Annotated in this window: 16 protein-coding genes; 6 read left to right on the forward strand and 10 right to left on the reverse strand. The window is 71.3% G+C overall.

The window, feature by feature from the left end:
• Nucleotides 1-21: 21 nt before the first annotated feature.
• From ACO2Q3_RS08815 to ACO2Q3_RS08825, 3 genes are all read right to left on the reverse strand, one after another.
• Complete coding sequence (locus ACO2Q3_RS08815) at nucleotides 22-918, reverse strand: 4-(cytidine 5'-diphospho)-2-C-methyl-D-erythritol kinase (RefSeq protein WP_423306190.1); 897 nt, start codon at nucleotides 916-918, stop codon at nucleotides 22-24.
• A gap of 7 nt (nucleotides 919-925) precedes the next feature.
• Entirely contained in the window at nucleotides 926-2,713 is a 1,788-nt protein-coding gene (locus ACO2Q3_RS08820) for a tetratricopeptide repeat protein (RefSeq protein ID WP_423306191.1), read from the reverse strand.
• A gap of 108 nt (nucleotides 2,714-2,821) precedes the next feature.
• Nucleotides 2,822-4,495, reverse strand: a complete 1,674-nt coding sequence (locus ACO2Q3_RS08825) for an electron transfer flavoprotein-ubiquinone oxidoreductase (RefSeq protein WP_423306192.1) — start codon at nucleotides 4,493-4,495, stop codon at nucleotides 2,822-2,824.
• A gap of 135 nt (nucleotides 4,496-4,630) precedes the next feature.
• Here ACO2Q3_RS08825 and ACO2Q3_RS08830 point away from each other — a divergent pair, with 135 nt between their 5' ends.
• Both ACO2Q3_RS08830 and ACO2Q3_RS08835 read left to right on the forward strand, forming a co-directional pair.
• Nucleotides 4,631-5,488 (forward strand): uracil-DNA glycosylase, encoded by an 858-nt coding sequence (locus tag ACO2Q3_RS08830; protein ID WP_423306193.1) that lies wholly within the window; start codon nucleotides 4,631-4,633, stop codon nucleotides 5,486-5,488.
• 81 nt (nucleotides 5,489-5,569) lie between these two features.
• Complete coding sequence (locus ACO2Q3_RS08835; protein ID WP_423306194.1) at nucleotides 5,570-7,156, forward strand: lytic transglycosylase domain-containing protein; 1,587 nt, start codon at nucleotides 5,570-5,572, stop codon at nucleotides 7,154-7,156.
• 173 nt (nucleotides 7,157-7,329) lie between these two features.
• On the opposite strand, the gene ACO2Q3_RS08840 is transcribed toward ACO2Q3_RS08835, so the two are convergent.
• On the reverse strand, nucleotides 7,330-7,830 hold the full coding sequence (locus tag ACO2Q3_RS08840; protein WP_423306195.1) for a glycosyltransferase: 501 nt from the start codon (nucleotides 7,828-7,830) through the stop codon (nucleotides 7,330-7,332).
• 83 nt (nucleotides 7,831-7,913) lie between these two features.
• On the opposite strand from ACO2Q3_RS08840, the gene ACO2Q3_RS08845 reads away from it, so the two are divergent.
• Nucleotides 7,914-8,999: a PA0069 family radical SAM protein gene (locus ACO2Q3_RS08845; RefSeq protein WP_423306196.1), complete on the forward strand. Its 1,086-nt coding sequence runs from the start codon at nucleotides 7,914-7,916 to the stop codon at nucleotides 8,997-8,999.
• Nucleotides 9,000-9,173: 174 nt separating this feature from the next.
• On the opposite strand, the gene ACO2Q3_RS08850 is transcribed toward ACO2Q3_RS08845, so the two are convergent.
• Together ACO2Q3_RS08850 and ACO2Q3_RS08855 are read right to left on the reverse strand one after the other, a co-directional pair.
• Nucleotides 9,174-10,229 (reverse strand): class I SAM-dependent methyltransferase, encoded by a 1,056-nt coding sequence (locus ACO2Q3_RS08850; protein ID WP_423306197.1) that lies wholly within the window; start codon nucleotides 10,227-10,229, stop codon nucleotides 9,174-9,176.
• Nucleotides 10,230-10,233: 4 nt separating this feature from the next.
• Nucleotides 10,234-11,460, reverse strand: a complete 1,227-nt coding sequence (locus ACO2Q3_RS08855; protein WP_423306931.1) for a class I SAM-dependent RNA methyltransferase — start codon at nucleotides 11,458-11,460, stop codon at nucleotides 10,234-10,236.
• Between the two features lie 208 nt (nucleotides 11,461-11,668).
• On the opposite strand from ACO2Q3_RS08855, the gene ACO2Q3_RS08860 reads away from it, so the two are divergent.
• Nucleotides 11,669-12,100 carry a hypothetical protein gene (locus tag ACO2Q3_RS08860; RefSeq protein WP_423306198.1) on the forward strand — a complete coding sequence of 144 codons (432 nt, stop codon included), beginning with the start codon at nucleotides 11,669-11,671 and terminating at the stop codon, nucleotides 12,098-12,100.
• A 33-nt stretch (nucleotides 12,101-12,133) separates the two neighbouring features.
• Nucleotides 12,134-12,688 (forward strand): glycine zipper 2TM domain-containing protein, encoded by a 555-nt coding sequence (locus ACO2Q3_RS08865; protein ID WP_423306200.1) that lies wholly within the window; start codon nucleotides 12,134-12,136, stop codon nucleotides 12,686-12,688.
• Between the two features lie 124 nt (nucleotides 12,689-12,812).
• Here ACO2Q3_RS08865 and ACO2Q3_RS08870 read toward each other — a convergent pair whose 3' ends face one another.
• Nucleotides 12,813-13,547: a TlyA family RNA methyltransferase gene (locus ACO2Q3_RS08870; RefSeq protein ID WP_423306202.1), complete on the reverse strand. Its 735-nt coding sequence runs from the start codon at nucleotides 13,545-13,547 to the stop codon at nucleotides 12,813-12,815.
• 5 nt (nucleotides 13,548-13,552) lie between these two features.
• Nucleotides 13,553-15,298 (reverse strand): class I adenylate-forming enzyme family protein, encoded by a 1,746-nt coding sequence (locus tag ACO2Q3_RS08875; RefSeq protein WP_423306932.1) that lies wholly within the window; start codon nucleotides 15,296-15,298, stop codon nucleotides 13,553-13,555.
• Nucleotides 15,299-15,481: 183 nt separating this feature from the next.
• On the opposite strand from ACO2Q3_RS08875, the gene ACO2Q3_RS08880 reads away from it, so the two are divergent.
• Entirely contained in the window at nucleotides 15,482-16,129 is a 648-nt protein-coding gene (locus ACO2Q3_RS08880; protein ID WP_423306203.1) for a trimeric intracellular cation channel family protein, read from the forward strand.
• Nucleotides 16,130-16,336: 207 nt separating this feature from the next.
• On the opposite strand, the gene ACO2Q3_RS08885 is transcribed toward ACO2Q3_RS08880, so the two are convergent.
• Together ACO2Q3_RS08885 and ACO2Q3_RS08890 are read right to left on the reverse strand one after the other, a co-directional pair.
• Nucleotides 16,337-19,018: a valine--tRNA ligase gene (locus ACO2Q3_RS08885; protein ID WP_423306204.1), complete on the reverse strand. Its 2,682-nt coding sequence runs from the start codon at nucleotides 19,016-19,018 to the stop codon at nucleotides 16,337-16,339.
• Nucleotides 19,019-19,153: 135 nt separating this feature from the next.
• On the reverse strand, nucleotides 19,154-19,729 hold the full coding sequence (locus ACO2Q3_RS08890; RefSeq protein ID WP_423306205.1) for a DUF2497 domain-containing protein: 576 nt from the start codon (nucleotides 19,727-19,729) through the stop codon (nucleotides 19,154-19,156).
• Between the last annotated feature and the right edge of the window lie 110 nt (nucleotides 19,730-19,839).

The following is a 19,839-nucleotide window of genomic DNA, read 5'->3' on the forward strand; positions in this document are numbered from 1 at the left end:
GGCCCCCGTTTTCGTTTGAGGCTACCCCAGCGAGCCCTTCAGCCGCGCCGCGCGGACCCACCAGTGCGGATGGGTGGTGGTCAGGCCGCGGGCCATCCGCTCGGCGTCGGCGGCGCTCTCGACGATGGCGAAGCAGGTCGCCCCCGACCCGGACATGCGCACGAACAGGCTTTCCGGCTGGGCGCGGAGGATGTCCAGGCAGTCGCCGATCGCCGGCGTCAGGCCGATGGCCGGCGCCTCCAGGTCGTTGCGGGTGGTCTGCAGGAAGGCAGTCACGGTCGCGGGCGTGGTCAGGTCTCCGGCCCAGGTCGGCGGCTCGGCCCCGCCGGGGGCGCCAAGGTCGTCGTAGGCGCGGTAGACCGCCCCCGTCGGCGACGGAACGCGGGGGTTGGCCAGGACGATGTCCAGGTCGACGAAGCGCGGCGGCTCGCCCAGGTCGTCGCCCCGGCCGGTGGCGAACGTCGGCTGGCCGGCCAGGCACGCCGGCACATCGGACCCCAGGGCGCGGGCGATGGCGTCGAACCTCGCCCCTACCCCGCCCCCCAGGTCCAGCCCCAGGGCGTCGTCCAGCAGGCGCAGGGCCGCGGCCGCGTCGGCCGAGCCGCCGCCGATCCCCGCCGCGATCGGCAGGCGCTTGTCGAGCACGAGCCGGAACGGACGGTGTTCGCCAGGAAAGGCCGCCAGCGCCATGTCTCGCGCCCGGGTGACCAGGTTGTCGGCCTCGGCCGACAGCGCCGCGCCGAACGGGCCGGTGATGGCGAAGCTCATCGCCTCGGCGGGCTCGAGGCGCACGACGTCCCCGACGTCGGCGAACGCCATCAGGCTGGACAGCGGATGATAGCCGTCGGCCGCCAGGGCCCCGACGTGCAGGAACAGGTTCACCTTCGCCGGCGCGAGGCGCTCGAGGACCGCGGACATCGGGGCGCTACTGGCTGGCGACCGCCGCCGGCCCGACGCCGTCGAGGCCCGACTTCAGCTTGGTCTCGACCTCGGCCTTCAACTTGGCCGAGGGCTGCAGGATCAGCACCCGGCGCCACTGATAGTCCGCCTCGGTCTTGCGCCCGACGCGCCAGTAGGCGTCGCCCAGGTGGTTGTTCACGTCCGGGTCGGCCGGCTCCAGCACCACGGCGTCTTCCAGCTTGGCGACGGCGGTCTTGAAGTCGCCCAGGCGGAAATAGGCCCACCCCAGGGAGTCCAGCATGGCGCCCGACTGCGGGTTGGCGTCGACCGCCTTCTGCACCATGCCCAGCGCCTCCTGCAGCCGCTCGCCGCGGTCGATCCAGGAATAGGCCAGGAAGTTCAGCAGCTCCGGCTCGTCGGGGCGCTGCTTGAGCGCCGTCTGCAGGTCGCGCTCGGCGTCCTGCCAGTGGCCGGCTTCCTCCAGCGAGGCGGCCCGGGCGTAGAGCAGGCGCCAGTCGACGTGATCGCCCTGGGCGGCGATCACCTTGTCGAGGATCTTCGCCGAGTCCTCGTACTGTTCGTTGGCGCGCAGCAGGTCGGCCAGGTTCACCGCCGCCTCCTGGTTTTCCGGCGAGGCGGAGAGCGTCTCGCGCGCCAGCTTCAGGGCGCCGGCGTGGTCGTCGCCGTTCTGGTAGGTCCACGCCATCTTGTTGCGCGCGGTGATGTAACGGTCGCTGCCAGGCTTCAGCCGGGCATAGGCCTCGCGCGCGCCGTCGCTGTCGCCCATCGCGTTCAGGCAGTCGCCCGCCAGCATCCAGGCCTCGTCCTGGCCGGGGTTCAGCCGCAGGGCCAGGTGCAGATAGGCCAGGGCGTATTCGCTCTGGTGCTGCACCATCAGCGCGGCGGCCGGCGCGATCAGCGCCTCGGACGCGCCCTCCTTGATCGACAGCATCGGCGGCGGCGATTTGTGCGCCTTGGCGCGGGCCAGGGCGTCCTGCAGGTCGGCGCTGTCGGGGAAGCGGTTGAGGGCCGCCTGGTAGACGGCCACGGCGTCGGCCGCGCGCTTGCGCCGCTCGAGCATGGCCCCGTAGCTCTGGCTGGCCATGGCGCCCGGATCGCCGGCGGCGATCAGCGCCTTGTAGTGGGTTTCCGCCTCGTCATAGCGCTTGGCCCGCTCGAACAGCCGGGCCTGGCTGAGGTTGGCGTAGAACTGGTCGATGGGATCGCCCGGCAGCACCGTGTGGATCACCGAGCCGTCGACGTCGCCGGCCGCCGCCGCCGCCCAGGGGATCACCAGGCTGGCCGCCGCCTTGTGCGGATAGCCCACCTCGGGCCCCTTGAGGATGGCCAGGGCCTGCTTGCCGTTGTCCTCGGCCAGGGCCTCGACCCCGCGCACCAGGGCGCCCAGGCGGGCCTTCTCAGGATCGGCGTTGGCATCGCCGGCGGCCGGCGCCAGGGTGGCCGCCTTGCGCACGTCGCCGGCCATCAGCGCGGCGAAGAACGCCCGCTCGCTGATCAGGCCAGCCCCGCCATCGCCCGGGCCGCCGCCGCCGCTCTGGGCCGCGGCGCCGAAATAGGCCGCGGCGTCGCCTGCCGCGCCCTGGGCCATCGCCTCGCGGCCGGCCAGGAACAGGCCATAGGTGGTCGCCTCGTCCGGGGCCACCGAGGGGCGGCTGGGGGCCGGGGCGGCCGACGCCGTCGGGGTTGGCCTGGTCGTCGGAGAGGTTCCGTCGGTGGCGCAGGCGGCGAGCGCGGCCATGGGCAGCAGCGCGGCAAGCACGCGCAGGGACGGCAGGGATCGTGCGATGGGCATGGTCGACACCCTTGGCCTTCAAATGTGGCGCGGGCAAGGGCGCGCCTTGTCACGCCAGACTAGCCGGCCAGACCTTGCCGAGGTCTGACCAGCCGCCGCCCAGGACGCCTACATATTGGGATAGTTGGGGCCGCCGCCGCCTTCGGGCGTGGTCCAGTTGATGTTCTGCGACGGATCCTTGATGTCGCAGGTTTTGCAGTGGACGCAGTTCTGGGCGTTGATCTGGAACTTCGGGTTCTGTCCGGCATCGTCGTACAGCACCTCGTACACCCCCGCCGGGCAGTAGAGTCGCGCCGGCTCGCCGTACTTCGGCAGGTTCACCGAGATCGGCACCGACGGGTCCTTCAGCTTCAGGTGCGCCGGCTGGTCTTCCTCGTGGTTGGTGGCCGACAGGAAGACGCTGGACAGCTTGTCGAAGCTGAACACCCCGTCCGGCTTGGGATAGACGATCGGCTTATGCTGGCTGGCCGGCTCCAGGTAGGCGTAGTCCGGCTTGCCGTGCTTCAGGGTGCCCAGGAACGAGAAGCCGCCGGTCAGGCTGGCGATGTGCATCTCGACCATGCCGACCACCCCGCCCCAGAAGGTGCCGAGCCTGGACAGCAGCGGCTTGGCGTTGCGGACGATCTTCAGTTCCCTGGCCACCCAGGACTGTTCGAAGGCGGCCGGGTACTCCACCAGTTCGTCCGCCTCACGCCCCGACTGGATCGCGGCGAAGGCGGCCTCGGCGGCCAGCATGCCGGTCTTCATGGCGTTGTGGCTGCCCTTGATGCGCGGCACGTTCACGAAGCCCGCGGAACAGCCGATCAGCACGCCGCCCGGGAAGGTCAGCTTGGGGATCGACTGCCAGCCGCCCTCGGTGATGGCCCGTGCGCCATAGGCGATGCGCTTGCCGCCCTCCAGGTGGGAGCGCACCGACGGGTGCTGCTTGAAGCGCTGGAATTCGTCGAACGGCGACAGCCAGGGGTTCTTGTAGTTCAGGTGCACCACATAGCCGACGGCCACGTAGTTCTCGTCGAAATGGTACATGAACGAGCCGCCGCCCGTCTTGTCGTCCAGCGGCCAGCCGAAGCTGTGCTCCACCAGCCCCTTGTGGAAGTTGGCGTCGGGGACCTGCCAGATCTCCTTGATGCCGATGCCGAACTTCTGCGGCTCCTTGCCCTCGGACAGGTTGAACTTGTTGATCAGCACCTTGGCCAGCGAGCCGCGCACGCCCTCGGCGATGAACACGTACTTGCCGTGCAGCTCCATGCCCGGCTGGTAATCCGGCTTCTGCTCGCCGTCCTTGCCGATGCCGACCACGCCGACGATGACGCCCTTCACCGAGCCGTCCTCGCGCCAGACCAGGTCCGAGGCGGCGAAGCCCGGATAGATCTCCACGCCCAGGGCCTCGGCCTCGGTGGCCAGCCAGCGGCACACGTTGGCCAGCGAGGCGATGTAGTTGCCGTTGTTGTGCATCAGCGCCGGCATGGCGAAGGCCGGCAGCTCCAGCTCGCCCGACGGGCCGAGCATCAGGTACTTGTCCTTTGTCACCTTGGTGGTGATCGGCGCGCCCTTGGCCTGCCAGTCCGGAATCAGCTCGCTGATGGCGATCGGGTCGATCACCGCGCCGGAGAGGATGTGCGCGCCGACTTCCGAGCCCTTTTCCAGCACGGCCACGGAAATCTCGGCGCCGGCCGCCTCGGCCAGCTGCTTCAGCCGGATCGCCGCGGACAGCCCGGCAGGTCCGCCGCCGACGATGACGACGTCGTACTCCATCGCTTCGCGTTCGACGTCTTCGCTCATTGCAGCTGTCCTTGTGCTCCCAGGCCCGATTGCGGTCTTAATCGAAGGCGCCGCCCAGACGGTCAAGGATATTCAGAGTCCGGCCCGTCCGCCCCTACCCTCCCACGTCGCCGTCGGCGGTGCTAGGAAGAGCCCATGAGCCTGGACCTCCGCGCCGTGGAAAGCCTGATGGCCTTTTGGGCCGATGCGGGGGTGGAGGTCGCCTACGCGCCCGAGCCGCAGGACCGCACCGCCCACGCGGCGGCGATTCTGAAGGGCAAGACCGAGCCGGCGAAGACCGCCACGCCCAGCCGCCCCGAACGGATGGCCGCCGCGCCCCTGGCGCCGCCCAGACCGCGGTTCGACTTCACCGCCACCGTCGCCGCCGCCCCGCCCCCCGCCGCCGAGGACGCCCGCCGCCTGGCCGCGGCCGCACCCGACCTGGAGGCGCTGGCCGACGCGATCGCGGCGTTCGACGGCTGCGGCCTGAAGTTCGAGGGCGCGAAACAGGCGGTGTTCAGCCGCGGCGCGCCGGATGCCCCGGTGATGATCATCGGCGAGGGTCCCGGCGCCGACGAGGATCGCCAGGGCCAGCCGTTCGTCGGCCGCGCCGGCCAGCTGCTGGACCGGATGATCGCCGCCGCGGGCCTGGAGGGCCGGGTGTTCATCACCAACACCGTGTTCTGGCGCCCGCCCGGCAACCGCACCCCCTCCCCCGACGAACAGCTGGCCTGCGCCCCGTTCCTGGAGCGGGCCATCGCCCTGGTGAAGCCGAAGGTGCTGCTACTGGCCGGCGGGGCCTCGGCAAAGTCGGTGCTGAAGCAGTCGGCAGGCATCCTGTCGCTGCGGGGGCGCTGGTTCGAATGGCGCTCCGAGGACGGCGCGCTGGAGATTCCGGCCCTGCCGACGCTGCACCCGGCCTTCCTGCTGCGCCAGCCCGGGGCCAAGAAGAAGGCGTGGGAGGACCTATTGACGCTGGCGGAAAGGGTTGATCGCCCCCACCGGCCTGCCTAAGACTAGGCGAATCGAGAACAGGGCCGCGCGGCGGGCCCACCCCCACCAAGTCAAGGGGTCTGGCCGCGCACGAAAAACGGCATGACCAAGATCCGGGCGCTGCTGGCGGTTGGCTTTGCGACTCTCTCACTGGTCGCCTCATCCTCTTCCGCCAGGGCGGCGACCCTGGAAGCCCTGTCGGACTCCGACGCGCGCCTCTACAGCAGCGCCTTCCAGGCGGCCGAGCGCGGCGACTTCGCCACCGCCGACGATAGTCTGGCCCACGTCAGCGACCCCTGCCTGGTCGGCCGGGTGCAGTACCTGAAGCTGACCCACCCGGCGGTGACCAAGAACGTCTCCTACGACCAGCTGGTCGGCTGGCTGAAGTCGTTCAAGGACATGCCGGGCGCCGACAAGATCTACGCCCTGGCCCTGCGCCTGCGGCCGGCCGGCGAGGAGCCGCCGCCGCCAGAGACGGCCCTGGCCTCCGACATAGGCGGCGACCGCCTGCGCACCGCGCCGCAGTACCGCCCCGCGCGCGAGGCCTATTTCAACGGCGACGTCAGCCGCGCCCTGACCCTGGCCAAGCGCTCGGGCGACGCCTGGATCGCCGGCCTCGCCTCCTACCGCCTGGAGGACTTCCAGGGCGCCATGGGCTTCTTCGAGAGCCTGGCCCGCAACGCCAGCGAGAACGACTGGGTGCGCGCCGGCGGCGCCTACTGGGCCGCTCGGTCGGCCGACGCCCTCAGCCAGGGCGACCGCTCGCAGGCTTATCTGCGCATCGCCGCGGGCCTGCCCGACACCTTCTACGGCATGATCGCCAACCGGCGCCTGCAGCTGACCGCCGACCCGATGGGCGGGCTGATCCAGAACGCCCTGGCCAACACCGGCCCCAACGTGCCGATGGCGCCGATCAAGATCAACGCCTCCGGCCTCGACGCCCCCGGAGTGATGCGCCTGGTGCAGACCGACCCGCGCGCGCGGCGCGCCATCGCCCTGATGCAGATCGGCCGCGCGGTGGACGCCGGGCTGGAGCTGCGCAACGGCATGGCGCAGGCCTCCAGCGAGGACGAGCGCTCGGCCTGGGCGACCCTGACCTACGCCCTCAATCCCAACCATCCCGCGGGCGTGGCGGTGCAGGCCATGGCCCCGTCGATCCAGGGCGTGGTCTATCCGACCCCCGCCATCGCCCCCGAGGGCGGCTTCCTGGTCAACAAGGGCCTGGTCTATGCGGTGATCTGGCAGGAGAGCCGGTTCAACCCGATGGCCGTGTCGCCGGTCGGCGCCATGGGCATGATGCAGGTGATGCCCGCCGCGGCGGCCAGCGTCACCGGCGACGACAGCTACAAGCACGACCTGATGCCGCTGTTCGACGGCGCCACCAATGTCCGCATCGGCCAGCAGTACCTGGCCTACCTGACCGCCCACGCCACCGGCGGCGACATCCTGCGCGCAGTGGCCTCGTACAACGGCGGCCCCGGCATGGTGGCCCGCACCGAGACCCTGCTCGGCCCCAACGTGGACAGCCTGCTGTTCATGGAAAGCATGCCCTACTACGAGACCCGGGCCTACGTTCAGAAGGTGATGGCCGCGTACTGGGCCTACCAGCGCCAGTTCGGCGGCAAGACCGTCACCCTCGACGCCGCCGCCTCGAACATGCAGTTCATCGACGCGAAGCTCGACCGGTAGGCGCGCGGGCGGGCCCTTCTACTACTGTCATCCCGGAATCCGCGCAGCGGATATCCGGGACCGCGGGAAGCGCCAGCGCTTGCTACCGCCGGCTCCCAGCGCCGCTTCCGGCGGTCCCGGATAGACCGCTGACGCGGCCTTCCGGGATGACAGAGAGGGTGTATGTCGTTCCCCTACCCGTTCAGCAGGATCGGCAGCCGGCGGGTCGGCTTGCCGGCGCGGCGCAGCAGTTCGGTGACGCCCTTGTCGGTCACCTGGAAGCCGCTGGCGCGGTCGTGGCGCAGGCGGCCGATCAGCAGGGCGTCGATCTTCGGCGCCGGCAGCAGGCCGCGGCGTTCCGGCGCCGGCAGGCCGATGGCGTCGGCGTGGCGCTCGACGTGCAGCGCCACCTGCCGCTCCCAGCCGGGGAACAGCACCGGCCGCGGCGGCAGCACCATCAGCCACTGCCCCTTTGACGCGCCGACCGCCGCCGCCAGCCGCGCGCCCAGCAGACCGCCGGCGCTGACCCGCCGCGCCCCGGCGTCCTCCAGGATGTCCAGGGTCGCGTCGCTGGAGCCGCCGTCCACCGCCACCACCTCGCGCACCAGGCCGTCCACGGCCGCGCGCACGAGGTCGGCCAGGGCGTCGCCCAGGGTCGCCTCGGAGTTGAAGGTGGGCAGGATCACGGAAATCATGCGCCCCATAGACCGGCCGCCCGCGACCGGGTCAAGGCGGCATTTGTTCTTGTTATGTTCTTCTCCGTCGCCGATACTGGCGCATGGCTTCCCCCTCCCCCACGACGGACGCCGCCCGCGGCCGCGGCGCCAGGTCCAACCGCGCCGGCCGCTACGAGTCGCAGGGACGCGAGGACTTCAGCGACGGCTGGACCGACCTCGACGAGGCCCCCGCCGCCCTGCGCACCGAGCTGATCGCCGAGAAGGCCAAGGCGATCATCGCCCGCAACGACAGCCCCGATGTCGGCTTCGACCAGTCGATCAACCCGTACCGAGGCTGCGAGCACGGCTGCATCTACTGCTTCGCCCGCCCCACCCACGCCTACATGGGCCTCTCGCCCGGCCTGGACTTCGAGAGCCGGCTGTTCTTCAAGCCCGAGGCCGCGCGGCTGCTGGAGCGGGAGCTGTCCAAGCCCAGCTATCGCTGCGAGCTGATCCACATGGGGGCCAACACCGACCCCTACCAGCCTCAGGAGCGAAAGCTGCGGCTGACCCGGCAGATCCTTGAGGTGCTGCAGCGGTTCAACCACCCGGTGTCGGTGCTGACCAAGTCGGCGCTGGTGGCGCGCGACATCGACATCCTGGCGCCGATGGCGGCGCAGCGGCTGGCCCGGGCGGCGGTGTCGGTGACCACCCTCGACCGGGCGCTGGCGCGGGCCATGGAGCCGCGCGCGGCCACGCCGGAGCGGCGGCTATGGGCGATCCGCCAGCTGACGGCGGCCGGCATCCCGACCACGGTGATGTTCGCCCCGGTGATCCCCGGGCTCAACGACCACGAGATGGAGGCGGTGCTGCAGCGCGCGGCCGAGGCCGGCGCCACCACCGCCGGCTATGTGATGTTGCGCCTGCCACTGGAAATCAAGGACCTGTTCCGCGAGTGGCTGGAGAGCGCCCGCCCCGACCGCGCGGCGCGGGTGATGTCGCTGGTGCGGCAGATGCGGGGCGGCAAGGACTACGACGCCCAGTGGGGCCAGCGCATGCGCGGCCGGGGCCCGATCGCCGACCTGACCCGCCAGCGCTTCGAGATCGCCAAGCGCCGGTTCGGCTACAACATCGACCGTTTCGAGCTGGAAACCACCCTGTTCAAGGTCCCGCCCAAGGCCGGCGACCAGATGGACCTGTTCGGGTAGGACGCACACGCCACGCCCCCAACACTGTCATCCCGGAATCCGCGCAGCGGATATCCGGGACCGCGGCAAGCGCCAGCGCCCGCTACGACCTGCGAGCTCCAGCGTTTCCGGCGGTCCCGGATATTCGCTCCGCGAATTCCGGGATGACAGAGGGAGGGAGGGACCTGGGCGCGCCTACGCCACCTTCTCGAACAGCATCGCCTTGGTCAGGAAGGCGGTGTCCTGGCCGACCGGCTGCAGGCCGGCGGCGGCGAACAGGGCCGTCAGGTCCTCGTCGCAGTAGGTGCCGTAGAACGGCTCGTGGAAATAGGCCGGGAACGCCTCCAGCAGCCGGCCCAGGCGCGGCTCGTCGACCGGCTGGATGCTGTCGGCGAAGGCGAACAGCCCCCCGGGCCTGAGCACCCGGGCGATCTCGGCGGCGACCACCGGGCGGACCCTCGGCGGCAACTCGTGGAACAGGTAGACGCAGGTCACCGCATCCTGGCTGGCGTCGGCGAACGGCAGGCGTTCGGCGTTGGCCTGGGCCAGGGCCGCGGTCGGGGCGTTGCGCGCGGCCTCGACGAGGTAGGCGGGCGACAGGTCGACCCCCGCCAGGCGCGCCCGCGGGAAGGCCGCCGACAGGTCCTTGAGGAAGGCGCCGGCCCCGCAGGCCAGGTCCAGGATCGCCACACCGCGATGGTCGCGCGCCCGCCAGGCCTGCGCCAGCAGCGCCAGGGCCCGACGCCGCATGGCGCCTGCCGTGCCGGCGAACAGCGCCTCGACCTGGGTCTCGTAGCGCCGCGCGCTGTCTTCGGTGAACCAGCCGCCGGTCTGGAAATGGAAGTTCTGCCGGTAATAGGTCGGATAGACGCCGGCCGGGGCCTCATCGCGGGCCTCGACACCGCCACGACGGCGACGGCGCGCCTCCACCTCGCGGGCGTCGCGCAAGAAGTCGATGGCGCGGCGGACGGCGCGCAGCGGGTCGGCCGGTCCGTCGTCCGGCGGCGGATAGAGGCCGAGGGCCACGTCCCCCGCCTCCTTCTCGAAGGCCTGCATCCAGGCGCGGCGCACCAGGCCGTCAGGGATCGGCTCGGCGGTAGGCTGGAAGTCGGCCGGGGCCTCGCGGGTCGGCCGGGTGATCGCCCGGGCCGCCAGGCCGGCCGCGCCCCACCACACCGCCTTGACCGTGGCGCGCGCCGCCTGGGTCACGCGGTCGGAGGCAAAGGCGGCGGGAGAGGATCTGTCTGACAAGCGGCTACCGGGAAAAGACGCCCACAAGCTCAATATGGGGCGACCACAGGAACTGGTCCACCGGCAGCACGCGCTGGAGAACAAATCCCGCATCCACCAGCGTCCGCGCATCGCGGGCGAAGGTGGCGGGATTGCACGAGACGCCGATCACCCGCGCCACGCCGGAGCGGGCCAGCTGCGCGGTCTGCTCCGCGGCCCCGGCGCGCGGTGGGTCGAACAGCGCCACGTCGACCTTCTTCAGCTCCTCGGCCAGCACCGGCCGGCGATCCAGGTCGCGGGTCTCGGCGGTGATCGGCTTCAGGCCCGGCGCGCCGGCGACGGCGCTGCTCAAGGCCCTGACCGCCGGTCCGGCGGCGTCCGCGGCCAGCACCGGGGCGATCGCCGCCAGGCGGAAGGTGAAGGTGCCGGCGCCGCAATAGAGGTCGGCGATGCCGCGGGCGCCGGCCGCCGCCTCGACCGCGAATCCGGCCATCGCCGCCTCGGCCTCCCGCGTGGCCTGCAGGAAGGCCCCGGCCGGCAGGGCGACGGCCGCCGGCCCCAGGCGGACCACCGGCTGGCGCGCCTGGTAGACGATCTCGCCGGCCAGGGTGACCCGGGCGAAGTCCGCCGCGGCGGCGACCTCGGCGGCGATCATGCGCGCGTCGGCCGACAGCCCGCCGCTGCGCCGCTCCACGCCGGTGATGTCGATGTCGAGGCCGGTATCGGTCAGGGTGACGTGCAGCGTCGGGGCCGACTTCGGGTGCTCCAGGAACGGCGCGGCCAGCCGCGCCAGCGCCGGGAACGCCGCCACCAGGCGGGGATCGGCGACGGTGCAGCTGTCGATCGCCGCCAGCCGCCACGAACGGCGGGCCTTGAAGCCGATCTGCGCCCCCTGCCCGGCCTTGCGCGCATGCAGCGCCAGCCGGCGGCGCGAGCCTGGCGGGGTGGCGAAGGCCGGCAGGATGTCGCTCTCCAGGCCCTCGCGCCCCAGCGCGCGGCGGATCTCCTCGGCCTTCCAGACGAGATAGGGCGCGGTGTCCCAGTGCTGCAGCGCGCAGCCGCCACAGTCGCCGAAATGCGGACAGGGCGGGCTGACGCGCTGCGGGCTCGCGCGCAGCACCGCCGTCAGCTCGCCGCGGTCGCCGCGGACCTCCGCGCCGACCCGCTCGCCGGCCAGCGTCAGGGGCACGAACACCGGCCCTGGCGCCACTCCGTCGCCCTGGGCGCCGACGGCGCCGATCTCCAGCTCCATCGGCCGCGGCGGCGGGCCCTCGCCCCGGGCCGGCCCGGGTCCGCGCGGGCGCGCGGCGTTTCGCCTCATCGTTGCCTTGGCCACCGGATTGCCACGCTCCACGAGCATCAAGAAAGCTGAACGGCGCGCTCAACTCCCGTTCAGGTTCGAGCGTTTAGGGAAATCCGCCAAGCTTGGCGAGGATCGCCGTCCAAAGGGGCTTACCAGTATGAAGACCGTCATCACCCTGCTTGCGGCCGCCTCGATCCTCGCGCCCGCCCTGGCGACGCCGCAGTTCGCCGCCGCCCAGCCGGCCGGCGACTACGGGCGCGACTATGGCCGCGGCGACGTCTGCGGCCGCGAGAAGGCCGAATCGGGCACCCGCGGCGCCTTCCTGGGCGGCATCATCGGCGGCATCTTCGGCAGCGCCGTGGCCGGCCGCGGCAACCGCGCCGCCGGCGCGATCATCGGCGGCACCGCCGGCGCGGCCCTGGGCAACGCCGCCGGCCGCCATTCGGTGGAGTGCGTGCCCTACCCGTCGCGCTACAGCTACCACGACCGCAACTGCCGCTGGGTCCGCGAGGACTACGACAGCGGCCCGCACGACTTCGAAATCTGCCGCGGCCCCGACGGGGTGTGGCGCCCCAGTGGCCGGGCCTGAGCCCAGCGCCGTTTCCTTCGGAGAGTCCAGTACATGCACGCGTTTTCTCACCACGCCCGCGGCCTCGCCGTAGCGGCCCTGATCGGTCTGACGGGCGCGCCCGCCCTGGCGCAGGCGCAATCCGACCCCAATGGCCCGCCGCCGGACAGCCGCTATTCCGACGGCCGCTATGACGCGACCCAGGAGGCCTACCAGGCCCATCAGGCCTGCGAGTCGCAGAAGACCAACCACGCGGTGGCCGGCGCCCTGATCGGCGGGGTGCTGGGCGCGGTGGTCGGCTCGCAGGTGTCGGGCCACGGCGCGCGCACCGAGGGTTCGGTGCTGGGCGGCGGCGGCGGCGCCCTGGCCGGCGCGGCGATCGGCTCCAGCTCCACCCATTGCGACGGCCCGCCGGCCGACGCCGCCTACGCGCCGCCCCCGCCTCCGCCGGCCTACTATGCCCCGCCCCCGCCGCCGGTCTACTACGCGCCGCCGCCGCCGGTCTGCGAATGGGCCCGCGACGTGCTGTACATGCCCGACGGCTCGCAACGGCATCGCCAGGTGCACGTCTGCCAGGACGACCGCGGCCGCTGGCAGGTGGCGCCGTAGGGCGCGTTCGCCCCTGCCGCCGGGGTGCGGCAATCCCGGATTCTACCACCGCGAACCTTCTCCCCTTGCGGGAGAAGGATGCCCCCTGTGCAAGCCGGATGCGCTTTGCAAGCCGGGTCTAGCGCTAGCGCCGCTTCTCCGCCCGCAGCAGCACCTCCTGATTGCCGTCGCCGCCGAGGATCGGACTGTCGGCGACAGCCAGGACATTCCAGCCTTCCGTCTCCAGGAAGGTCTTCACGGCTTCCACGGCCTGGGTCCGCGCGGCCGCGTCGCGCACCACCCCGCCCTTGCCGACCCTGGCCGGGCCGACCTCGAACTGTGGCTTGACCAGCGCCACCAGCGCCGCCCCCGGGCGGGCCAGGGCGAGGGCCGCCGGCAGCGCCTTGGCCAGGCCGATGAAGCTGACGTCGCAGACCACCACGTCCACCGCCTCGGGGATCAGCTCGCGGGTCAGGGTGCGCGCGTCGGTCGCCTCCAGCGACACCACCCGCGGATCGCCCGCCAGGCTCGCGTGCAGCTGGCCGCGGCCGACATCGACCGCCCAGACCCGCGCCGCGCCGGCCGCCAGGCAGACCTCGGTGAAGCCGCCGGTGGAGGCGCCGACGTCGAGCACCGTCGCCCCCTGCATCGCGATGGGCCAGAGCTCCAGCGCCCGCGCCAGCTTCAGCGCCCCGCGGCCGACATAGGGGTGCGCCGGCCGCGCGACGATGGCGGCGTCCTCCGTCACCGGCTCGGACGGGCGGGTGACCACGGCGCCGTCCACCGCCACCTGCCCGGCCTCGATGGCGGCGCGGGCCTTGGCGCGGCTGTCGAACAGGCCGCGCCGGGCCAGCTCCAGGTCCAGCCGGCGCCGGCCCATGATCGTCAGGCGGTCTCTTCGACGAACAGCTTCTTCAGCTCGTTCTTCAGGATCTTGCCGTTGGCGTTGCGCGGCAGGGTCTCGTGCCAGAACAGCACCTTCACCGGCACCTTGAACGCCGCCAGGCGCTCGGCGACGAAGGCGCGCAGCTCCTGTTCGGTGGCCTCGGCGCCCTGTTTCAGGGTGACGACCGCCGCCGGCTCCTCGCCCAGGGTCTTGTGCGGGATGCCGACCAGGGCCGCATCCATCACCGCCGGATGGTCGTAGAGAACGTTCTCGACCTCGATGCAGTAGATGTTCTCGCCGCCGCGGATCAGCATGTCCTTGGCCCGGTCGATGATGTAGCAGAAGCCCTCCTCGTCCAGCCGCGCCAGGTCGCCGGTCTTGACCCAGCCGTCGACGAAGGTCTGGGCCGTGGCCTCGGGCTTGTTCCAGTAGCCCTTCACCACCTGCGGCCCCTTGGCCCACAGTTCGCCCACTTCCCCGATCGGCAGTTCGCGGTCGCCCTCCACCGTCATGATCTTCAGGTCGGAGACCGGCACGGCCGGGCCGCAGCTGTCGGGACGGTTCTCATAGTCCTCGGCGCTGTTGCCGGTGACGCTGGCGGAGGTTTCGGTCATGCCCCAGCCGTTGCCGGGCGCGGACTTGGGGAACACCTCCTTGATCTTGCGCACCAGCTCCGGCGCCGACGGGGCGCCGCCGTAGCCGATGCTCTCCAGCGACGACAGGTCGTAGTTGGCCCGCGCCGGGTGCTCCAGCAGCTGCCAGGCGATGGTCGGCACGCCGCCGGCGGAGGAGATCTTCTCGCGCTCGATCAGCTCGAAGGCGCGGATCGGATCCCACTTGCGCATCATCACCAGCTTGGCCCCGCCGAACAGGCTGGGGTTGAGGATCGCGAAACAGCCGGTGGCGTGGAAGAACGGCACCGAGATCAGGCTGGAGCGCTGCGGCGCGTCCGGATCGGGCGCCGGCGGCCGCTCGCCGCGGCGCAGGAAGCTGCGCGCCCCGCCGATGCCGCCGGCCATGATGTTGGAGTTGATGTTGCGCTGGGTGGCCAGGGCGCCCTTCGGCTTGCCGGTGGTGCCGGAGGTATAGAAGATCGTCGCATCGTCGTCGGGCTGGATGTCGGCCTCCGGCAGCGGCTGGTTCGCCAGCCCCTCCCAGTCGTCCGGCGTCCCCAGCACGGTCTCCAGCTTGGTGACCTTGGGGTGGGCGACTTCCTCGATCTCGCGGCTGACGTAGATCCGTTCCAGGTCGGGGCAGTTGGGCAGGTGCTCGGCCAGCCGCGCCAGGCGCTCGCTGTCGACGATGGCCACCTTGGAGCCGGAATCGGTAAGGCCGTACTCCAGCTCCGGACCGGTCCACCAGGCGTTCAGCGGGGTGACGATCGCGCCGAGGGCGGCGGCGGCGTAGAAGGCCACCGGCCACTCCGGCAGGTTGCGCATGATCACGGCGACGCGGTCGCCCTTCTTCACCCCGTCGGCCTGCAGCTGGCGGGCGAAGGCGGACACGGCGCGGTAGAAGGCCTCGTAGCTGACCCGCTCGTCCTCGTGCACCAGGAAGATCTTGCCGCCGTGGGCGCGGCCGGCCTCGACCACCGAGCGGAGCGACGGCGGCGCGTTCTTCCAGGTCCGGAAGGTGACCCCGCGGATCACCTTCTCCTCCATCTCGAAGGGCATGCCGGGCGCGGTCAGCAGGGCGTGCGCCTGGGCGATGGACATGGCGGGCCAGGGTTTGGCGGCGTCGGACATGGGGGCGTCGGACATGGGGCGTTCCTCGATACTGCGGCGGCGCGCCCCTCCCGAGGGATTCCCGGGGGCGCGTCTTCGTAGGTGAACAAGCATAAGGAACGCGAGGATGCAAACACGCCGCAGACTCGCGCCGGGCCCTGGCCCAGATTGCCGGCAACGTCGTCCCCGCGAGTCCCCAAGGCCATGGCCCAGATCAGCCTACTCACCCTGCCCAATGTGTTCAGCTACGCCGGCGTCGCCCTGTTCGCCGCCACCGGCGCGATGGCCGCGGCGCGGCGCAAGCACGACGTGGTGACCTTCATCTTCTTCGCGGTGATCACCGGCCTGGGCGGCGGCGCCCTGCGCGACCTGCTGCTGGGGCAACCGGTGTTCTGGGTGCGCGACCCGGTCCAATTGGCCGTCGCCGCCTGCACGGGGGCGGTGGTCTGGCTGGTGGGCTTCCGTGAAAAAGACCAGCGCCTGCTCAACTGGCCGGACGCCGTCGGCCTCTCGGCCTTCGCCGTACTGGGCGCGGACAAGGCCCTGGCGCTGCACGTCAGCCCCCTCGTGGCCATTCTCATGGGGGTGCTCACCGCCACCGCCGGCGGCATCATCCGCGACATCACCGCGGGCGAGCCGTCGGTGCTGCTGAACCGCGAGATCTACATCACCGCCGCCCTGGTGAGCGCGGCCGGCTACGTGATCGGCCAGCCCCTGATCGGCGCCGACGCCGCGAGCCTGGTCGGCTTCGCGGCGGGCGCGGGCCTGAGGGTCGCCGCCATGCTGTTCGGCTGGACCCTGCCGTCATACGCGGGAGGCGTGCTGGCCAGTCGGGACCGGTCAGCGCGGTAAGCGGGGAGGTAGAGGGGAAGTCCCCCTCCCCCACCTCATCCCGACGAAAGTCGGGACCCAGGAACAAGTCGCCGCTGGCAGGACCTTGCCGCGCCTAGCTGGGCCATTCCTGGAGGCTGAGACCTTTGCCTGGGTCCCGACTTTCGTCGGGATGAGCTGGGAGGATGAGCGGGGGGGATGAGGGGAATGGGGGGGGCTCTGGAGCCCCTACCCCACCGCCTCCAGCCGCTTCAGCGCCGCTTCCAGACGGGCCTTGGCGTTCTCCGCCTCGGCCAGGCGTTCGCGGTTCTCCTGCACCACCTCTTCCGGCGCCCGCGAGATGAAGTCGGCGTTGCCCAGCTTCTTGGCCGTGCGGTCGATGTCGCTGGCGTGGCCGGCGATCTCCTTGGCCAGGCGCGCGCGCTCGGCGGCCAAGTCGACGAACTCGGCGATCGCCAGGGCGCCGGTGGCCTCGCCGATCACGAACGGCACCGCGCCGGCCGGGGCGGCCTCGGCCTCGGCGACGCTGCCCAGGCGGCCCAGGGTCAGGATCAGTTCCCGGTGGCGGGCTAGCCGCTGTTTCGCCGCCGGCGCCGCGCCGGAGACGGTCAGCGGCGCGCGGGCCGAGGGCGGCACGTTCATCTCGGCGCGAACCTGGCGGATCTCGGTGATCAGCTCGATCAGCCAGCCGATCTCGGCCTCGGCCTCGGCGTCGACCCAGGTGGGCGGCAGGGCCGGCCACCTGGCGGTCATCAGCATGCCGTCGCGGCCATGGCCGAACTGGGCGGTCTTCTCCCACAGCTCCTCGGTGATGAACGGCATCACCGGGTGCAGCAGCTGCAGGATCTGGTCCAGCACCCAGGCCGTGGTGGCGCGGGTCTCGGCCTTGGCGTCCTCGTCGTCGCCGTTGAGGATCGGCTTGGCCAGCTCCAGATGCCAGTCGCAGAACACGTTCCAGATGAAGCGATAGAGCGCGCTGGCGGCGTCGTCGAAGGCGCAGGCGTCCAGCGCCTCGGTGACCGCGGCGGCGGCCTTGACCGTCTCGCCGCGGATCCAGCGGTTCAGGGTCTGGCGCACGGCGGCAGGGTCGAAGTCCGGCTGCGAGACGCACTCGTTCATCTGGCAGAAGCGCGCGGCGTTCCACAGCTTGGTGCCGAAATTGCGATAGCCTTCAACACGTTGCCGCGCCAACCTGACGTCCCGCGCCTGGCCGGACATGGCGGTCATGGTGAAGCGCACCGCATCGCAGCCATAGGCGTCGATCAGCTCAAGCGGGTCGATCACGTTGCCCTTGGTCTTCGACATCTTCTGGCCCTTCTCGTCGCGGATCAGGGCGTTGATGACCACGCGCTTGAAGGGGACCTGGCCCTTGAAGTGGATGCCCATCATCATCATCCGGGCGACCCAGAAGAAGATGATGTCGAAGCCGGTGATCAGGGTGTCGGTCGGGTAGAACCGCGCCAGGTCCTCGGTCTCGCGCGGCCAGCCCAGGGTCGAGAACGGCCACAGCGCCGACGAGAACCAGGTGTCCAGCACGTCCTCGTCCTGGACCAGCGCCGCCTCGTGGCCATAGTGCGCCCGCGCGGCGGTGGCGGCGGCCTCGGCCGTCTCCTCGACGAAGATCTTGCCGTCGGGACCGTACCAGGCCGGGATGCGATGGCCCCACCAGAGCTGGCGGCTGATGCACCAGGGCTCGATGTTGCGCAGCCACTCGAAGTAGGTCTTCTCCCAGTTCTTGGGGACGAAGACCGTCTCGCCCTGCTCGACCGCTTCCATCGCCGGCTTGGCCAGCACCGCGGCGTCGACGTACCACTGGTCGGTCAGGTAGGGCTCGATCACCACCAGCTTCGACTTTTCGTCGAAGGGGATCATCAGGCGGTGGTTGTCGATGCCGTCCAGCAGTCCCTGCGCGTCCAGGTCGGCGACGATGCGCTTGCGCGCCTCGAAGCGGTCGAGCCCGCGATAGGCCTCGGGCGCCACCTCGTTCAGCTTCGCATCGGGGGTGAAGACGTTGATCGCCTCCAGCCCGTGGCGCTTGCCGATCTGGAAGTCGTTGAAGTCGTGCGCCGGCGTGATCTTCACCGCGCCGGTGCCCTTTTCCGGATCGGCGTAGCTGTCGGCGATGATCGGAATCAGCCGGCCGGTGAGCGGCAGGCGGACCTGCTGGCCGATCAGGTCCTGGTAGCGCTCGTCATCGGGGTGCACGGCGACGGCCGTGTCGCCGATCATCGTCTCGGGCCGGGTGGTGGCGACGACGATGTAGCGATCTGACCCCGAAGCGTCCTTCAGCCCCTCGATGGGATAGCGGAAGCGCCACATGTGGCCGTTGACCTCGATGTTCTCGACCTCCAGGTCCGAGATCGCGGTCTGCAGCTCGGGGTGCCAGTTCACCAGCCGCTTGTCGCGGTAGATCAGGCCCTCCTTGTGCAGCTGCACGAACACCTTGCGCACGGCGTCCGACAGCCCCTCATCCAGGGTGAAGCGCTCGCGGCTCCAGTCGCATGAGGCGCCCAGGCGGCGCAGCTGGTTGACGATCGTGCCGCCCGACTGCGCCTTCCACGCCCAGATCTTCTCGACGAAGGCCTCGCGGCCCATGTCGCGGCGGCCGATGTTGCCCTCCGCCGCCAGCTGGCGCTCCACCACCATCTGGGTCGCGATGCCGGCGTGGTCGGTGCCCGGCAGCCACAGCGCCGCACGGCCGCGCATCCGCTGGAAGCGGATCAGCACGTCCTGCAGGGTGTTGTTCAGCGCATGGCCGATGTGCAGCGAGCCGGTGACGTTCGGCGGCGGGATCACCATCGAGAACGGCCGGGCGGCCGGATCGCTGGTCGGCGCAAAGGCCCCGGACGCCTCCCACATCTGGTAGAGGCGCGGCTCGACGGCTTTGGGATCGAAGGTCTTTTCAAGCATGAGCGTTCATTTCGGGGGGTGATCTACAACCCCGCGACGGCCCGGGAAAGCAGGCCTTTACGGAACGCCGGCTTCAGACGGAGGAATTCGCGGGGAACGCCGCCAGATGGCTGGCGGCGTGCGGAATTTCAACCGTCAGCGTACTCGACTGCGCGCGATACGCTCGACTTCCTGGTTGACCGTCGCCTGGACGATGGCCGGCAGGTTGTCGTCCAGCCAGGCCTTCAGCAGCGGCCGCAGCAGTTCGCGGACCACGTCTTCCAGCGTGCGGCCGTCGGCCGGCATGGCGATGTTGGCCGACAGGCGACCAAAGGCCATGGCCGCCGCCTCTGCGGCCGGATCGCCGACCAGATGCTCGTCCGCGCCGACCGACGGCAGCGGGGCCGGCTCCGGCGCGCGGGGCGCGGGGGCGGCGATCACCGGCGGCGGGGCCGGTTCGGGCTCGGGTTCCGGCAACGGCGCGATTTCCAGGTCGCCCAGGGTCTCGGGCTCGCCGCCGCCGACGCGGTCGGTCAGCTCCAGCACGTCGTCCTCGGGCGCCGCGGCATGCGCCGCCGGAGGCGTGGCCGTGGCCAGCGGCTCCAGCTCAGGCAGCTCGGGCGCGGGGGCGGCTTCCTCTTCACCGCCCGGCGCATCGTCTTCAGAGATGATGCGGCGAATGGAGGCGAGGATCTCCTCCATGGTCGGTTCCGGGGCGGACTGGTCAGACATGGTTGGCCCGTAGCTGTTCGGACGAGAGAATCCGTTTCGCCGAACAGGCTACGCGGGATGCGGCGATCCTGCAATTTCCCCATACGGGCGAATTAGCGCAGGCGAAGATC

Origin of the sequence: Caulobacter sp. KR2-114, assembly GCF_049446115.1 — a bacterium.
In the GTDB taxonomy this organism is placed as follows: Bacteria; Pseudomonadota; Alphaproteobacteria; order Caulobacterales; family Caulobacteraceae; genus Acaudatibacter.

Coding starts and splice junctions, on each gene's coding strand:
- ACO2Q3_RS08880 (WP_423306203.1), top strand. CDS start 15,482: ATGGCCCAGATCAGCCTACTCACCCTGCCCAATGTGTTCAGCTACGCC.
- ACO2Q3_RS08875 (WP_423306932.1), bottom strand. CDS start 15,298: ATGTCCGACGCCGCCAAACCCTGGCCCGCCATGTCCATCGCCCAGGCG.
- ACO2Q3_RS08855 (WP_423306931.1), bottom strand. CDS start 11,460: ATGGAGCTGGAGATCGGCGCCGTCGGCGCCCAGGGCGACGGAGTGGCG.
- ACO2Q3_RS08865 (WP_423306200.1), top strand. CDS start 12,134: ATGCACGCGTTTTCTCACCACGCCCGCGGCCTCGCCGTAGCGGCCCTG.
- ACO2Q3_RS08820 (WP_423306191.1), bottom strand. CDS start 2,713: ATGCCCATCGCACGATCCCTGCCGTCCCTGCGCGTGCTTGCCGCGCTG.
- ACO2Q3_RS08870 (WP_423306202.1), bottom strand. CDS start 13,547: ATGGGCCGGCGCCGGCTGGACCTGGAGCTGGCCCGGCGCGGCCTGTTC.
- ACO2Q3_RS08830 (WP_423306193.1), top strand. CDS start 4,631: ATGAGCCTGGACCTCCGCGCCGTGGAAAGCCTGATGGCCTTTTGGGCC.
- ACO2Q3_RS08840 (WP_423306195.1), bottom strand. CDS start 7,830: ATGATTTCCGTGATCCTGCCCACCTTCAACTCCGAGGCGACCCTGGGC.
- ACO2Q3_RS08885 (WP_423306204.1), bottom strand. CDS start 19,018: ATGCTTGAAAAGACCTTCGATCCCAAAGCCGTCGAGCCGCGCCTCTAC.
- ACO2Q3_RS08835 (WP_423306194.1), top strand. CDS start 5,570: ATGACCAAGATCCGGGCGCTGCTGGCGGTTGGCTTTGCGACTCTCTCA.
- ACO2Q3_RS08815 (WP_423306190.1), bottom strand. CDS start 918: ATGTCCGCGGTCCTCGAGCGCCTCGCGCCGGCGAAGGTGAACCTGTTC.
- ACO2Q3_RS08860 (WP_423306198.1), top strand. CDS start 11,669: ATGAAGACCGTCATCACCCTGCTTGCGGCCGCCTCGATCCTCGCGCCC.
- ACO2Q3_RS08825 (WP_423306192.1), bottom strand. CDS start 4,495: ATGAGCGAAGACGTCGAACGCGAAGCGATGGAGTACGACGTCGTCATC.
- ACO2Q3_RS08890 (WP_423306205.1), bottom strand. CDS start 19,729: ATGTCTGACCAGTCCGCCCCGGAACCGACCATGGAGGAGATCCTCGCC.
- ACO2Q3_RS08845 (WP_423306196.1), top strand. CDS start 7,914: ATGGCTTCCCCCTCCCCCACGACGGACGCCGCCCGCGGCCGCGGCGCC.